Below are 15,032 nucleotides of genomic sequence, written 5' to 3' on the forward strand. Positions count from 1 at the left end.
GTTTTGTTTACTTCTTCATCTTATTCACAGCTACTGAATTACCACCGAACCCCGAAGGGCACTCTATATACCGACATTCAGCAATAAGAATTGGTACGACTCTGAAAGGGTTGAATATTTATGCCGGATGCAAAAAGTTTTTATGTCTTCCATTTATTCTGATGTAAAGGATACTCCGTTTTTAATAGCGGAACATTGTTTTTTACATCTATATTTGTATTGAAAATAAATAATTTACATATAGGCATGAATACGCATGCATTTTCCCTCCATTAAAAATCCCTCCTTACTATTTACAAAATATACCTACATGTAAGTATTTTTTTCGCTTTACATACAGGGTAAATTTGTGTTTACGAAATTTTAAATGTATTATTAACCAGATAGATACCTTGTATTTCAATTAAATCTGATGGTTGAGAGCACTCTGAGAGAAAGAAAAGATGCAATCACGTTGCTCTGAAACTCCACATTAATGAAACAATTATTATCATTTATTCTATATAAAAAGTGTTTTTCGGGTTTATTGATATTATTACCTGACACTGTAGTTTTTCATACGTTGAAACGCATCCTCCTCTTCGCTGTTTTTATTTTTCTATATACTATACACACATACTTTTTATTTATCAGACACCATTCATTGTAGCTGATAGCAATCAGCTATAAGAACGTGGATGTAAAAAGAAAACTATGAAGAAATTATTATTGTTTTTATTACTGTTAAACGCTTTTGTTGCAAATAGTTTTGCGCAGAATCGCAGACAGGAACATACCGTTTACTTTCAGAATAGGGATGGCTTTTCGGGATATGTTAATTTCTCTACAATTGCTAAGGGGGGGCCAACCCGCGTAGTAGCAGAAGATAATCCGAAACTCGTGATTACCGGTTATGATGCAACTGAAGAAGAAATCAGCGTATTGAATAAAGCCGGCCTGCAGCTAAAACGTTATCAGGGTACTTTTACTCCTGAGAAATATCAGTTTTATGTGGAGGGGCACGCCTATATCATTACAAGAACTGATCATATTGCATTAGAAAAATCTACATTTATTATTAATAATGGAAAAGGTAATTATGTTACGCCTTCATTCAGTGACGCAACGAAAAAATATGCCGATGAATGGAATAAGAAAAATCCGGATATTACTTTCTGGGAACGATATGGAGGCTTTAACGCACAGGAAGTAAAAGAACTATACCTGACCGATCTTAAAAATCAGATCAAAGAAATTATAGGTAAATACAATAGCGAAAAACGTGCGTTTGAAACTAAAATTTCTGCAGGAACAAGCGATGCGAACGCTTTCAATTTTGAAGGAGCGGAATATGCCTTGAATGATGCGGAAGCGTTATCAAACGAATCAGCCGATCATCGTTCAAAAATTGCAGCTTTAAAAAGTCTGATAGCCGAAAAGAAAAAAGAAAAAGAAAAGAAAGATAAAGAAGAAGCTGCAAAAGCATCATCATCTGGCAAAACCACTGAAGCAGTGGCTACATTGAAAACAAAAAGTTCAGAAGATAGCAGCAGTTCTTCCGATGATTCTTCTTCGGATAATAGCAGTTCATCTTCCGGTTCGGGAAAAAATAGTCAACGCACTTATATTCCTAAAACCGCTTCTCAGATGCATGCTGACCTGAAAGATATGGTGGCACGAAATCCTGAAATGATGAATAATCCGAATGTACGTCAGCAATTACGCCATCTTGAGGTAGATGCAAACCGCGAACAGCAAACGCTCAGAGATTACCGCGCAGGTGCTTACAGCCATGGTAATTACCAGGCAATGGCTTCGCAAATGGCTACTAACAGACGTGTGGATGCGTACACCAAGGCAGGGGGTGATATAACGGATGCTGTGAGCGGATTAGTAGGAAGTATCCTGGCCGAAAGCGAACGTAAAAGTGAACAGCGGAGATTAGAAATACAGGCAGGAATCGATAACTATTTTGCAAAGGTGAAAGCCTTAAATGCTTACCATGATGAAGTACGTGATCAACGTTGGAAATATGCACAAAAGATAGAAGGACAGCTGAAAAGTAAATACAATTCAGTTTCTTCTTTCAACTTATATCCTATTACCTATATTGGTGAAGTTAGAGATGATGAAAGCAGTAACCCGCATGCATTCAAAAAAATGGAATTATCCATGGGAGATGCATATGCTTATCTGATTGAGCAGGAGGGTAAATACGGACTGGCTGCTGACGATGGTACAGTCATTTATCCACCTCAGTTTGAAAGTGTCATCCCAATGAGTTTCAAACTTACAGATAAGAAGAATGAGAATAGTATATTGATTCAGATAGAGGATAAATGGGGTGAGATAGATCCTTCAGGTAAAATTATTGAAGAAGTTAAATATGACGGTATCTGGTATACCATGGATCGGATCAAAATCAAACGTACAAGTAATCAGGTAAATGCTGAGAGAAATGGAAACAACGCTTCTTACACGACACAGGAACTGGCCGACAGATTATTGGTTGTTGCAAATTCGAATGGAAAAGGGTATGGTTTTCAGGCAAAGGGTAGCGACTTTTATATTCTTGATTTTGAAAAAGGAGTTTATACCAGTAATATTTTTGAAGCGGATAAAACAATAAAGTTGACTTCTTACCCAATGAATGCATCACCTTCTGAACATCAGAATGGTATTACAAAATATTACTATGCTCATTTATTCGAAAAAGAAGGTGTCTGGTATAAAATTGATTTTGAAGTAGGGATCGATTGTTCTTACGAAATTAAAAAAATGCCTGAACATTTTGTGGCTGCTGTCAGCAACAGGGATCTCCGAAGCAGGGAAGGAGGTGTATACTGGGGGGCAGTAAATGAAAAGAACCAGGTGATCATTCCTTTTGAACATAAATACGTGAAAGATTTTAAAGATGGAATGGCCGCCTCCGATAAAGGCATTTATAACGAATCCGGTAAATTAATGTTCACCGGTAATTATGATTCAATCGCCGGTTTTGAAAGAGGAGTAGCTTTTTTCAAGTATAAAAATCCTAAAACGTACAGAACTGAAGTAGGATTGTTGATGGAAAGTGGAAATGAACTTATCAGAACCAATGGCGACGTTTATAAGGGAGATGACGGGTGGTATGTGATGGGAGTGAAATTTAATGAAAAAGGTAGTAACAAGAATAGCATGGCGGCAGTTTATTGTTTCAGTAAAATTCCTGAAACTTCTCCCTTGTATGCGCTGGCGAATAAAATTGCAGGAGATATTTTCTATTATGAGGAAAAGGACTATGAACAGGCATTGGAGGCTTACGTAAGGTCACAAAAATCTTCAAGGTGGGATTTTTATCTTAAAAATATGAAACGAACTTATTTGGGTGCAAAAGGGGCATCACGTTATCAGACTGAATATTTTGCGGAGGTTTCCAGTTATACCGATTTGTTACATACAATGGGTTGGATGGTTTTCAGAGGACAGGGAACTGATGCTTCATTGATAAAAGCGCAGGATATTTTTAATTATCTGATCATTGTAGGGCAGTCGATTGTTGATGAATTTAAAAATGATAATCCTTCTGACAGAAATAAAAAACCGGTAGACCTGTCTGCTATCTACAACAGAATCGGTGAAGCTTATGAACATAACGGAGATTTGAAAAACGCCAAAAAATACTATAAACTGGCCACCGTAAGAAAAAATGAAACCCAGGTGAAAAATGCGAATGCCAGAATGGAAGCGATTAAAAAAGGAAATATGTATAAGTTCAAGTAGTATCTAACACAATTGATGGGTGATATATGAGAGGAATAATATTTATAACCATTCTCTGTTGTATGTGTACACAAATGCACGCGCAGGATTATTTCAGAAATGGTAAAGGAAAGACGGCTAAATCAAAAAGAACCGGCTTATGGCATTTTTATTATGATAATGGCCAATTATCCGCTAAGGGGATGTACAAAAACGGGTTGAAAGACGGGAATTGGGAAATGTACTACGAGAACGGACAGCTGAAATTAAGCGGAATCTATCAGAATGGTTTAGTGAGAGGAAATTTTAAAGAATACTATCCGGGAGGTGAGCCCAAAGAACCGGCTTTAGAGTCTGTAAACGTATCAGTTGAGCCGCTGCCGCCCGGAGGCAGTTTTGATGCTTTTAAGAATTGGGTAGCAGCTAATTATAACCTTCCCGAAAAAGCTTATAAAGCAAAAGTGGATGGTACTGTTCTGGCAACGTTTGTAGTAGAAAAAGACGGTAGTGTTGATCATATCAATATTATTGGTGATGTTGGATACGGAACAGGAGAGGAGCTGGAAAGAGTATTGATGTTGTCTGAAAAATGGAAACCCGGTATTCATAATGGAAAAACAGTACGCGTAAAATTTCGTATTCCCTTAAAAATTCGTACACAATAAATAGAGCAATATTACTGTAAATTAATTCATGTTATCAACACTGTTTTAGAGGGGAGTTTAATATATTACAGTATTCACCAAATTGAAAACAGTATGGAAGTCATTAGTTTCGATCAGGCGAAAGAAATCTGGAAGAGAGTGATTAAATCATCAGATAATAATACTTTCGTGTTTGAACTGGAAATCCATAAACGCCTGTTAGAACTTTTTCATGTGGGGCCGCATTACTATTATATATTCAATTGCGGTACTGCCGAATTTGAATTACTGGATGAAAAGGCTGAAACAATAGTAGGTTATAAGAAAGAAATTTTGTCTCCGCGTTTTATTTTTACCAAAATACATCCTGAAGATTTAGCACATGTACTAAATAATGAAGATACCATTACTGAGTTCTATACACAGCTTCCACTGGAGAAAATGTTGAGCTATAAAACTTCTTACGATTACCGCATTATGAATGCTGAAGGGAAGTATATCCGATTATTACAACAGGTTACTGCTATACAGGTAGATGATAACGGCTCTGTATTTCGTACGTTAGGAGTGCATACCGATATTACCAATATAAAACAGGAGGGAAAGCCTGTTTTAAATTTCTACGGGCTCAATGGAGAACCTTCTTATTATGATGTAAAGTCTAAAAAATCTTTTGAACCCCAAAAGCCATTACTCACCAGACGTGAGCAGGAAATCGTAAAACTCATTATGGATGGTTATAACACTGAGGAAATTTCTGCAACACTTTTTTTGAGCCCCAATACTGTAAAAACACATCGCCGGAATATCATGTCTAAAACGAAAACCGGCTCTCCTGCTGAACTGGTGAAATTGGCCATTCTGAAGGGTTGGGTTTAATAGATCAGTGAGCATTTTTATCCGCTGCACATACTTTTCTCTGTTACAAAACATGTTTTATTCATTAGGCAGAATATTTTTTACAGGCGTAGAATAACTTTGTTTATATCTTTTAGTCATTTAATGCCCTTCATTGCGTATAATATCAAAGCGTTAAATTTTAGTGGAATTAAGTTGGTATAAAAAGTACCGGCTGGTAAACTTATTATTATGGATAACTATACGGAAATACTAAATACAGCTATACAGCAGATAAAAACTGCCAGAGCCATTACCTTGTATAGAATCAACACACAGATGATGAATGTTTACTGAAACCTGGGTAAACTACTTTTCGAACAAAAAATTGAGAAAGGTCATGGTGCTGGTGTCGTAGAAAAATTATCCGTTGATTTAAAGCAGGAATTTCCTGATATCGGGCTCTCTCCCCGAAATTTGTGAGATATGAAAAGATTCTATGAGTATTATAAGGATGCTCCGGCAAAACTGCGACGCAGCGTCGCAGTTTTGCCCTGGGCACACAATTTACTTCTGTTGAGTAAAATAGGTTCTTTTGAGGAAGCTGCCTACTACGCACAAAAATCAGCTGAAAACGGTTGAACAAAAGATATATTGCTGAATCATCTCAAAGCCCGAACCTATCACATAGAAAAAAAAGCTAATCTATCCCATAATTTTAAGCAAACACTGCCTGCCGGGGTTGCCGAACAAATGACTGAATTATTCAAAAACAAATATAATCTGGCATTTCTGGGCTTGTATGAAACAGTAAGAGAAAAAGAACTGGAACGTAGATTAATTGAAAAAATTAAACAGTTTATGCTCGAACTGGGAAACGGTTTTACTTTTATAGGCAATCAACACCGTTTGCATTATAATCATAAAGACTATTATACAGATATATTATTATATCATCGCGTTTTGCAGTCGTTAGTAGCGATTGAACTGAAAATAGGTGAGTTTAAACCTGAATATATCGGAAAAATGAATTTTTATCTGGGCTTGCTTGACAAAACTGAAAAGAAAAAAAATGAAAATCCCTCCATTGGTATTATACTCTGTGCCGATAAAGATCATCTTGATGTTGAAATTGCCTTACAGGATATTCATAAACCAATCGGTGTGGCAGCGTATGAACTTTCTCTTCCTTCAAAAGAGTTAGAAAAACTGATTATAAGTGAATTAAAAAATCAAAACAGGTAAGTCTCTTTATTATATGTTTTCTCGATACCTATAACGAATACCTCTTCAGGTACTATTACCCTTTTTATAGCGTTAATATTTAATGCGATATTTACTTATAACTTTATTATTGCTGCTACATGTTTCGACGAAAGCACAGAATGGCTATTATATCACCCTTCAGGGCGATACAATAGCTGCAAATATTGTAATACCTAAGTCGTTTTTTAAGGTTGAAGGTTTTGAAAAACTATTCAGAGAGGTCAAAATAAACTTTCTGGATGAAACTCAACAGGTTTTTAAACCTGAAGAAATAATCGGATTTGCATTTACCAGTTCACGGAAACAATACATTTTTGAAACACAGGCACGTCCCGGATATCAGATTTTTACCAATAAAATTGTAGAAATAGTACCCACTTTTATGTTGAAACTGGCACAGAGTAAAAACGGTGCTTCGTATATTCGGTATGAAAATGGTTCCGGTGAAGGAACTTTAAGTATTATCGAATATTATACTTTTACAAGAACTATTGATAATGAATTATTATTTCTGATGAACGCTGATGCTTCTAAAAAGATTCGGTCAGAACTGGAAAAATTCTACGCATTCACTCCAAATGTCAGAAAGGCCGTAAAGAATAAATTCAGCAATCATAAGAAAATGAGGAAACACGTAGAGCAGTTCATCAGAACGATTAATTTATAGTGAATAGCTGATCAGAACATGATATGGTTGTTTCTTATTATAAGTTCTGGAAATGAGATCGTTATGGTATAGCCCAATTGTTCTTGACAGTTTAAACATTATTCATTTCACATTGTTATTATTTATACCCATTTAGCAGGTTGAACTCATCCTGTAAAGGGGTTCTTGTAAACATGTAACTTATTCAAGTATGAGCAATAAAATGAAGATAGAAGTATGGAGCGATATTGCCTGTCCATTCTGCTATATCGGGAAAAGAAAATTCGAAACAGCCATCAGTGATTTAACGTATAAAAATGAAATAGAACTGGAGTGGAAAAGTTTTCAGCTGAGCCCTGAAACCGTAACTGATCCCACAGAAAATATATACGAAGTGTTTTCAAAGAAAAAAGGATTTACCGTTCCTCAGGCTAAAGACATGATGAGAAATGTTACTCAGATGGCTTCACAGGTGGGGTTAGAATTTAATTTCGACAAAGCTGTATTTGCTAATACTTTCAGCGCACATCAATTGCTTCATTTTGCGAAGAATCACGGAAAACAGAACGAAGCAAAAGAAATATTACTGGATGGTTATTTTCGTCAGGGAAAGAATGTAGATGACCCGGAGTACCTGAAATCTGTCATCGAACAATTACAATTAGATGTTGCGGCTTTTGAAAGAGTATTAGCAGAAAAGGAAAATGAACAACAGGTAAATGCTGATATTCGTGAAGCTCAGCAATTATCTATTACCGGAGTACCATTCTTTGTATTCGACCGTAAGTATGCTATTTCCGGCGCACAGGATGTTACCTTGTTTAAACAAACGATCGAAAGAGCCTACAATGAATGGAAAAAAGAAAATCCTTCGCCATTATTTAATATAACAGAAGGACCAGGTTGTGGTCCGGATGGATGTTTTTAATATACAGGTCGGTGTCAGCACCGACCTGTATATATATTATTTTTCAAGAATCGTTTTCAGGTTTTTTAAACCTACTTCGAAATCATTATTCATATTCATAAACAAACCAAAGAAGTTCCAGGGATAAGGTGATTTTCCTTCAATTCCCCAGGTAACTGAAGTTTCGTCAGGAGATATTTCTTTTAGAATAAAATAACCTTTAACAGGTTCTCCGAAACCAAAATCCAGTGAAGATTCCATTCGTTCTCCATCAACTATGTTAGTAATAGCCTGAGAACCTTTGCCGGTTTTTTTACCATCCCAACTATATTTAAAACCTACCGTTCCGTCTGTTCCTTCCGAAGTCGTTTTCATATCAGGGTCTGAAAGTTGCCATACGCCGAAATTATCCTGATTTTTTATGTATTTGATGTATTCAAATACTTCCTGTTTGGGACGGTTAATTGTAAGTTCTGCTTCCGATACAAAATCTTTTTTTACAAATAAGGCTACTATAAAAGGAATTACAATAATGATAGCCAGTATAATCAGAATTTTCTTGAGGATTTTCATTTTGTATATTTTAGATAAGTCAATTTTGGGAAAAGTAATCAATTCATTTCACTCCTGATATAAGTAAATTTCCCCTTTTTTACAGGATACAAATTTTTTCTGCTATCATTGCTGCAACACTGGTATAATCTTTTCTGTTATAATCCATTATCACTTATTTTTTGTCAAAACACTATTACTATGCATGATATTGAACATATTAACTACATAAAAGTGCCTGCAACCGTTGTGTACGAGGCACTAACTACTGAGGCTGGTTTGGGTAATATATGGACAAACAAATTGACCGTGAAACCGGAGATTGGTTTTATTAATGAGTTCGATTTTAATGAAGAGGTAATCACTAAAATGAAAGTGATGGAACTAAAAGAGGGGCAACGGGTTGTATGGGAATGTGTAGACTCTGATCAGGAATGGCGGGGTACTTCTGTTTCGTTTGTACTTTCGGAAGAAAAGGAAGGTGTTACCCAGATTATTTTAAAACACTCAGACTGGCGGGTGCTTACGGATTACTACAGATGGTGTAATTATAACTGGGCAATGTTTTTATATAGATTGAAAAATTATTGTGAAGCTCTATATAATAAAGCTCAAAATAATAATACACCTGAGAAACAGTCTGCTACAGCAGATGAAAAGAATGATCCGTCAGATAAAACAGCTTCTGCCGAAAAGAACAAAAACGATACTGATACTATCCATCAGCAAACTGCAGATAAAGCGGCAAAACAGCGTGTAGTGGTTGGCAATGAACAAACAGCGCCTGCCGGCAAAGAATCTGAACAGGCTACTGCTGCTGCTGAAGAAGCAACAGAAGAAATAAACACCAATAGTGAAGAAAATTCTGATAAACAGAAAAAGCAGCGTGTTATAGTTGGTAAAGACGTAGATCAGAAAAACGTTGAGCCTGTTGATGAAAATAAAAACCAGACAGCAGCTGATAATATTGCAGGTAAAGATAAAACAATGATTGATTCAGAACAGTCATCCGAAGAGGAACCGGGTGATCAGGATAATGATAGCGGTGAAGAACCTGATGACAAAAAGTCTGAAGCGTAAAGTATAAAAAAGTGCTGGTGAATTAACACCAGCACTTTTTTTATTTAAGATATTTTTTTAGTAAATCTGCTATTTGTTTTACGGAATCTTCGCTATGTTGTTCTTTTGCCAATGGATTCAGCATTCCGAAATCATGTATGGTTCCTATATAACGGGTAAGTGTAACTGGTACACCAGCTTCATCCAGTTTACGTGCATAAGCTTCTCCTTCATCACGTAAAACGTCGTTTTCTGCTGTTTGTATCAGAGCGGGAGGCAGATCTTTTAAAACCGATACATCGTTTAACAAAATTGCTGCATGTGGGTCTTTTAAATCAGCATCTGTACGTTTATAATGATTCCAGAACCAGATCATCATGTTCCGGGTTAAGAAGCGTTCATCCTGAAACTCTTTATAAGATGCATTATCAAAATCTGAATCAGTAACCGGCCATTGCAACGCCTGAAAACTGATCTTCGGTCCTTTTCTTTCCTTAGCCATAATTGCCACTGCACCGGCCATATTTCCGCCAACACTGTTACCTACCACTGCCATTTTTGAACTGTCTACATCGATCTCTTTTCCGTTTTTGTATACCCAGTCAGTAGCGGCATATGCTTCTTCAATCGCTTGTGGAAATTTTGCTTCAGGCGAAGGCGTATAATCCGGAAATACCGCTGTAAAACCACTATGCACTACCAGGTCTCTGACTAATCTTTTATGTGTAGGAAAGTCTCCCAATACCCAACCACCTCCATGAAAGAACATAAATACCGGTGTTTTCTCTTTCACTCCTTTGGGTTTTACAATATGGATTTTAACCGCATAACCACCTTGCTCTATCGTTCTTTCATATGTTTCAATCGATGAATAATCTTGCTGATCTGCCTGCTGGGCATCAATCAATACCTGACGTGCCTCCGAAGGAGATAACTTTTCCATCGGAGTGTCGGTATTTTCGTTCACTTCCTTCAAAAATTTTCTGATGTTGGTAAATATCTTAGGATCTTTATCTGCTGCTATTCTCATGGTCATTGATTTTATAGTGAAGCAATATATTCTTTCAATAAAAAACTGTTCCACTGTAAATCAACTTTCCTTATTAAATGAAATCTGCCAATAAGCAGATTTTATTTAATATCTTATTTTGAGCAGATATTTTATAATTAAGCGGATGCTTTTTGTGCTGTATGATATTCTTCCAGCAAAAGTAATAGCTTTTGAGAACGTATGGCTGTGGCACTGGGATAAAGATAAAGTGGTGCTCCGGCGTCTTTAGAAACCTGCTCAGACTTTTTAGGAATGATGGCAATCATTTTTTGCTGGTTAAAAGTTACTTCCTGAAATGAATCAATCTCATTCCACGGAACCACCGTATAACCCTTTCCGCTTTTGTATTTTACAGCAGTTTCTGATAATTCAATTTGCAGTTTAGGTTTTACCAGTCTGTATATCAATATAAATAAACAACCGGTAAAGAACACGATAGCTGCACCTATAATCATTAGCCTCACACTATCATCCTGATTTGTATTGTATTTTTCAATGAACATTATACAGTTTGTGTAAAGGAAAATTAAGGATGAGATGAGCATCATTATCAAACTGATTCTATTGCTGTAAAATCTTCTCGTTTGCATTAGTAAATATTTATAGGTGTCTGCCCTCCATGAAGAATAAAAAAGCGGTGTTCTTTATGCAAATTTAATTCTTGTTTCTATATTGTCTCTTTAAGTTTTGGTATTAAAATTTTATTTAATAGAGTGTATTATTTTGTTATTTCACTAGTAAGTATCTATTTACTTCCGGTTGCTATGCGGCATCTTTCGGGTAGTTTTTCTTTTCCCCAAAAGAAAATACTGGTTTCGCTACTGGTTTTTTTTATTGTTTATGACTTACTATATATTTTCGGCATTTCTATAAAGGGAGATCATGCTGATTATACTATTATGGGAGTTCAATATGCTTTTGTGGCTATTCTGCTTTCATTATTTTATGGTTCGGAGAAATGGAGTATGATCTTTTTATGGTTTTCCATGATTTTGGTAAAAACACTCGTTTTTGTTTACTGGCTGATTCTCCTTACTGCTCAAATTGTTTTCACTAAATATACTGCTAATGAAATAATTGAATTTGAAACAGAGGGTAAAAGGTATGAAACGAGAACTTATCTTTATAAAGTAATAGGATCAAACAATCAGAATTATAGATTAGAAACCTATAGAACATTTAAATACCTCCCTTTCGAAAAGAAAGTTCATGAGGATATTTTTGAGTTTTTTTTAATGGGCACTGATTCTATTCAAACACAAAAGATATGGGTTATAGAACAGGAAGGAGCACCCATCAGGTGTGATTATGAGTTTCGTTCAACTGTTGATTTAGAAATGTATAAGAAATACTCAGACTTCTTAAACTGATACTTGACGTATAGGTGGCGCAAGATTTATCTTATCTTGATCTGGTAGCGGGTGAGTAACCCCGGCAGATTATGTAATGAAAAAATTGCTTTTTTCATCTTATTCAAATTTGGGTCAAGCTGAATATTGGATGAGCTGGTAAAATCACATTGCTCAAGATTACAGTTTTCAAAAACAGCTTCTGCAAGGTCGCAATGATCAAAGACCGCTTTAGTAAGATTGGCTTTAGAAAAATCTACTCCCAATAGTTTCGATGCTTTGAAAGTAGTTCCGTTTAACGCACATTCATAAAAACTTGCATGATCAAGCAAACAGTTTTCAAAATAAACACTCAGTCCGAATGGATTGCATTGTTCGAATTGAATACCTAACAATTTACATCGTTCAAACCGGATATCCCTTAATACCGTACCATTGAGTTTTGCCATACTTAAATTACAATCGGTAAAAACACAATCCACCAGAATAACACCTGTCAGGGCAATCTCCTGAAAGTTGCAGTGCTTAAAATGGCAGCCGTCATATTCGCCCTGTTGAAACGGTATGTTTTGAAAGTCGATATTTTCGATTACCTGGTCTTGATAATAAGATGACATGTAAAATTGTTATACAGCAAATTTACTGGATATTGATGTTTTTTATAAATGAAATTCAAGAACTTATCAGAAAATATTAGTGCATCCGAAGTAAAATAAAGCAACTTGTAACAGACAGATAATGAATTGTATTTGCTTTTTAGCAGATAATTTCACAAATCTGCTTTTTTGCAGATATATTTGCTTGTTTGCTTTATTTTTCTTATTTTACAATTATGTATGCTGTATTAACCGGTGATATCATCAATTCACAGTCTGGAAATGCCACCCAATGGACCAGTGCCTTAAAAAAGGTATTAAGTACTATAGGGGAGTATCCTTTCGACTGGGAAATTTTTCGTGGAGACAGTTTTCAGCTGGTGACCCAACCGGTAGCTGCTCTCAGGCAGGCATTGATTATCAAAGCGGCTTTAAAGAGTATGACCGGTTTGGATGTACGTATTGCTATTGGCATAGGTACAATTGATCAACGTGCCCAGAAAGTAACCGAATCAAACGGTCCGGCGTTTGTGGCGTCGGGGCGACAGTTTGATGAGTTGAAGAAGCAAACCTTGTCGGTAGTAACTCCCTGGAACGATGTGAATCGTACAATGGAAATGGCTATTCCATTAGCCTTAATGACAATTGATACCTGGACGGTGAAGTCAGCTGAAGTGTTATTATTGAAATGGTGGAACCCTGACTGGTCACAACAACAAATTGCAGCGTATCTGCAAAAGAAGGGACAGGGAAATATCAGTGAGGCGTTAAAGCGTGGGGGTTATGAAGAGATACAACAATTACTACAATATTTTGAACAGCAAATAGAAGCACATGTCGCTACTGGTTCTTAACTTATTACTGGCTCATATTTTAGGTGACTTTGTTCTGCAACCCAATCATTGGGTAAAGCAAAGGACGCAATATAAGCGTATTAAATACCTGTTTTATCATATGGGAGTACATGCGGTGCTCACTTTTGCACTGATGGCGTTAGTAGTTCCGATTGAACGGTATTGGGGTGGAGCTGTTGTAATTATTGTAAGTCATTTCTTTATTGACCGGGCCAAGCAGGCGGTTACCGGAAAAATGAATCCGATTGCTGCTTTTTTGGTGGATCAATTATTACATCTGTTGATTATTTTCGGTGTAGCTAATTATTACGGACATTTTTATCCCGTTCAATTAGGTATTTTAAGTATTCCACAGGTAGTACTCTTTATTTTATTTGTATTGCTGGTAACCAAAGTAGGTGCCATTTTTATCAAAGTATTTCTCTCTCAGTGGCGCATCGAAGATATTGGTGTAAACAATGCCGGACAAATTATCGGAATGATTGAACGATTATTTGTATTTGGTTTTATCTGTATAGACTTCTGGTCGGGAATCGGTTTTTTACTCGCTGCAAAGTCTGTTTTCAGATTCGGAGATCTCAATAATGCCAAAGATAGAAACCTTACTGAATATGTACTGGTGGGAACCTTACTGAGTTTCGGATGGGCCATTCTGATGGCTGTATTATATACTAAAATGCGTTAATTCAATCTTACTACTCCCACAAACCGAGTTGCTGCGGAGCTTCTACTCTTAGTGTTTGTTTACGTACCGTAATTTCGCCTAATACAAATAGATCGGTATTGATATCTCTGCTGGCAACTGTTACCTTAAAGTCAGACTCAAATCCTGAGAAGGTATCACTTACCAGTTGCGGGCGATTGTTATTGCCTGATAAATGTGACAGTATCAGATGTTGCAATTGAGGATGGCGATGACTGATAACCAGTTCTTTTGCCTGGCGATTGCTCAGGTGCCCCAATCCTCCTTTAATACGATGTTTTAAGAACTTTGGATAGCGGCCGTTATCAAGCATTTCCGGACAATAATTAGATTCTAAAAAAACAACCTGACATTGCTGAAAATGGTTTACCAGTGAATGGCAAAGCATACCGCAATCGGTTATTACACCAATATTACCCGAACCTGATTCAACGACTATACTAAACGGATTGGCAGCATCGTGCTGTTTTGCAAATGATTTGACCCGGAACTGTTGAAACGCTATCTGATCATTTGCTGCTATAGGGCGAAATAACTCTTCCGGCATTAAATGCCTGATCTGCTGATAACATTCGGGAGTAGTGTAAATGGGGATAGAAAATTCATTTAACAAAGTTCTTAGTCCGAAAATATGATCAGAATGCTCGTGTGTAATGAATATTCCTTTGATTTCATTCATGGAAAGGCCGAGACTCTCCATTCTACTGAGTAATACTGATTTACGAATACCTACATCTACAAGAATTGCTTCCCCGGCATTTCCGATATAGAAGCAGTTTCCATTGCTTCCGGTATTTATAGATGTATAGTGAATATTCATGCAGCGCAAAAATACGAATTGAAAATTA

Annotated in this window: 16 protein-coding genes; 11 read left to right on the forward strand and 5 right to left on the reverse strand. The window is 36.4% G+C overall.

Annotated elements, in window-relative coordinates; all coding sequences use genetic code 11:
* Window positions 1-693: 693 nt before the first annotated feature.
* The 7 genes from D9O48_RS12125 to D9O48_RS12150 all read left to right on the forward strand — a co-directional run bounded on the left by D9O48_RS12125 (window position 694) and on the right by D9O48_RS12150 (window position 8,041).
* Window positions 694-3,741, forward strand: coding sequence for a WG repeat-containing protein (locus tag D9O48_RS12125; protein WP_126973244.1), 3,048 nt, complete (start codon window positions 694-696; stop codon window positions 3,739-3,741).
* A 62-nt stretch (window positions 3,742-3,803) separates the two neighbouring features.
* Window positions 3,804-4,385 (forward strand): energy transducer TonB, encoded by a 582-nt coding sequence (locus D9O48_RS12130; protein ID WP_158624884.1) that lies wholly within the window; start codon window positions 3,804-3,806, stop codon window positions 4,383-4,385.
* 93 nt (window positions 4,386-4,478) lie between these two features.
* Window positions 4,479-5,243: a LuxR C-terminal-related transcriptional regulator gene (locus D9O48_RS12135; protein ID WP_126973246.1), complete on the forward strand. Its 765-nt coding sequence runs from the start codon at window positions 4,479-4,481 to the stop codon at window positions 5,241-5,243.
* A 444-nt stretch (window positions 5,244-5,687) separates the two neighbouring features.
* Complete coding sequence (locus D9O48_RS18960) at window positions 5,688-5,843, forward strand: DUF1016 N-terminal domain-containing protein (RefSeq protein ID WP_199750568.1); 156 nt, start codon at window positions 5,688-5,690, stop codon at window positions 5,841-5,843.
* Window positions 5,844-5,855: 12 nt separating this feature from the next.
* A complete protein-coding gene (locus D9O48_RS18965; protein WP_199750569.1) occupies window positions 5,856-6,446 on the forward strand; it encodes a PDDEXK nuclease domain-containing protein in 591 nt (196 codons plus the stop codon).
* Window positions 6,447-6,528: 82 nt separating this feature from the next.
* Window positions 6,529-7,134 (forward strand): hypothetical protein, encoded by a 606-nt coding sequence (locus D9O48_RS12145; RefSeq protein ID WP_126973247.1) that lies wholly within the window; start codon window positions 6,529-6,531, stop codon window positions 7,132-7,134.
* Window positions 7,135-7,324: 190 nt separating this feature from the next.
* Window positions 7,325-8,041, forward strand: a complete 717-nt coding sequence (locus tag D9O48_RS12150; RefSeq protein WP_199750570.1) for a DsbA family oxidoreductase — start codon at window positions 7,325-7,327, stop codon at window positions 8,039-8,041.
* A 36-nt stretch (window positions 8,042-8,077) separates the two neighbouring features.
* On the opposite strand, the gene D9O48_RS12155 is transcribed toward D9O48_RS12150, so the two are convergent.
* On the reverse strand, window positions 8,078-8,593 hold the full coding sequence (locus D9O48_RS12155) for an SRPBCC family protein (RefSeq protein WP_126973248.1): 516 nt from the start codon (window positions 8,591-8,593) through the stop codon (window positions 8,078-8,080).
* 180 nt (window positions 8,594-8,773) lie between these two features.
* Here D9O48_RS12155 and D9O48_RS12160 point away from each other — a divergent pair, with 180 nt between their 5' ends.
* Window positions 8,774-9,652, forward strand: coding sequence for an SRPBCC family protein (locus tag D9O48_RS12160; protein ID WP_126973249.1), 879 nt, complete (start codon window positions 8,774-8,776; stop codon window positions 9,650-9,652).
* A gap of 40 nt (window positions 9,653-9,692) precedes the next feature.
* Here D9O48_RS12160 and D9O48_RS12165 read toward each other — a convergent pair whose 3' ends face one another.
* Complete coding sequence (locus D9O48_RS12165) at window positions 9,693-10,661, reverse strand: alpha/beta hydrolase (RefSeq protein ID WP_233589240.1); 969 nt, start codon at window positions 10,659-10,661, stop codon at window positions 9,693-9,695.
* A 137-nt stretch (window positions 10,662-10,798) separates the two neighbouring features.
* Window positions 10,799-11,272, reverse strand: coding sequence for an STM3941 family protein (locus tag D9O48_RS12170; RefSeq protein ID WP_317127864.1), 474 nt, complete (start codon window positions 11,270-11,272; stop codon window positions 10,799-10,801).
* Between the two features lie 174 nt (window positions 11,273-11,446).
* Here D9O48_RS12170 and D9O48_RS12175 point away from each other — a divergent pair, with 174 nt between their 5' ends.
* Window positions 11,447-12,052 carry a hypothetical protein gene (locus D9O48_RS12175; RefSeq protein ID WP_126973252.1) on the forward strand — a complete coding sequence of 202 codons (606 nt, stop codon included), beginning with the start codon at window positions 11,447-11,449 and terminating at the stop codon, window positions 12,050-12,052.
* Window positions 12,053-12,078: 26 nt separating this feature from the next.
* On the opposite strand, the gene D9O48_RS12180 is transcribed toward D9O48_RS12175, so the two are convergent.
* Window positions 12,079-12,648, reverse strand: a complete 570-nt coding sequence (locus tag D9O48_RS12180; protein WP_126973253.1) for a pentapeptide repeat-containing protein — start codon at window positions 12,646-12,648, stop codon at window positions 12,079-12,081.
* Window positions 12,649-12,863: 215 nt separating this feature from the next.
* Between D9O48_RS12180 and D9O48_RS12185 the strand changes: the two genes are divergently transcribed.
* Window positions 12,864-13,481, forward strand: a complete 618-nt coding sequence (locus tag D9O48_RS12185) for a transcriptional regulator (protein WP_126973254.1) — start codon at window positions 12,864-12,866, stop codon at window positions 13,479-13,481.
* Complete coding sequence (locus D9O48_RS12190; RefSeq protein ID WP_126973255.1) at window positions 13,462-14,166, forward strand: DUF3307 domain-containing protein; 705 nt, start codon at window positions 13,462-13,464, stop codon at window positions 14,164-14,166. The genes D9O48_RS12185 and D9O48_RS12190 overlap by 20 nt, the downstream gene beginning before the upstream one ends.
* Before the next feature lie 10 nt (window positions 14,167-14,176).
* Here D9O48_RS12190 and D9O48_RS12195 read toward each other — a convergent pair whose 3' ends face one another.
* Window positions 14,177-15,004 carry an MBL fold metallo-hydrolase gene (locus tag D9O48_RS12195; RefSeq protein ID WP_126973256.1) on the reverse strand — a complete coding sequence of 276 codons (828 nt, stop codon included), beginning with the start codon at window positions 15,002-15,004 and terminating at the stop codon, window positions 14,177-14,179.
* Between the last annotated feature and the right edge of the window lie 28 nt (window positions 15,005-15,032).

Origin of the sequence: Gynurincola endophyticus (genome assembly GCF_003991195.1) — a bacterium.
Classification (GTDB): Bacteria; Bacteroidota; Bacteroidia; order Chitinophagales; family Chitinophagaceae; genus Gynurincola; species Gynurincola endophyticus.

Bases quoted from the DNA above. Each gene is read 5' to 3' on its own strand.
- D9O48_RS12190 (WP_126973255.1), top strand. From the start codon at position 13,462: ATGTCGCTACTGGTTCTTAACTTATTACTGGCTCATATTTTAGGTGAC.
- D9O48_RS12145 (WP_126973247.1), top strand. From the start codon at position 6,529: ATGCGATATTTACTTATAACTTTATTATTGCTGCTACATGTTTCGACG.
- D9O48_RS12125 (WP_126973244.1), top strand. From the start codon at position 694: ATGAAGAAATTATTATTGTTTTTATTACTGTTAAACGCTTTTGTTGCA.
- D9O48_RS12180 (WP_126973253.1), bottom strand. From the start codon at position 12,648: ATGTCATCTTATTATCAAGACCAGGTAATCGAAAATATCGACTTTCAA.
- D9O48_RS12170 (WP_317127864.1), bottom strand. From the start codon at position 11,272: ATGCAAACGAGAAGATTTTACAGCAATAGAATCAGTTTGATAATGATG.
- D9O48_RS12135 (WP_126973246.1), top strand. From the start codon at position 4,479: ATGGAAGTCATTAGTTTCGATCAGGCGAAAGAAATCTGGAAGAGAGTG.
- D9O48_RS12150 (WP_199750570.1), top strand. From the start codon at position 7,325: ATGAGCAATAAAATGAAGATAGAAGTATGGAGCGATATTGCCTGTCCA.
- D9O48_RS12185 (WP_126973254.1), top strand. From the start codon at position 12,864: ATGTATGCTGTATTAACCGGTGATATCATCAATTCACAGTCTGGAAAT.
- D9O48_RS12175 (WP_126973252.1), top strand. From the start codon at position 11,447: ATGCGGCATCTTTCGGGTAGTTTTTCTTTTCCCCAAAAGAAAATACTG.
- D9O48_RS18960 (WP_199750568.1), top strand. From the start codon at position 5,688: ATGAAAAGATTCTATGAGTATTATAAGGATGCTCCGGCAAAACTGCGA.
- D9O48_RS12130 (WP_158624884.1), top strand. From the start codon at position 3,804: ATGTGTACACAAATGCACGCGCAGGATTATTTCAGAAATGGTAAAGGA.
- D9O48_RS12155 (WP_126973248.1), bottom strand. From the start codon at position 8,593: ATGAAAATCCTCAAGAAAATTCTGATTATACTGGCTATCATTATTGTA.
- D9O48_RS12195 (WP_126973256.1), bottom strand. From the start codon at position 15,004: ATGAATATTCACTATACATCTATAAATACCGGAAGCAATGGAAACTGC.
- D9O48_RS12165 (WP_233589240.1), bottom strand. From the start codon at position 10,661: ATGAGAATAGCAGCAGATAAAGATCCTAAGATATTTACCAACATCAGA.
- D9O48_RS12160 (WP_126973249.1), top strand. From the start codon at position 8,774: ATGCATGATATTGAACATATTAACTACATAAAAGTGCCTGCAACCGTT.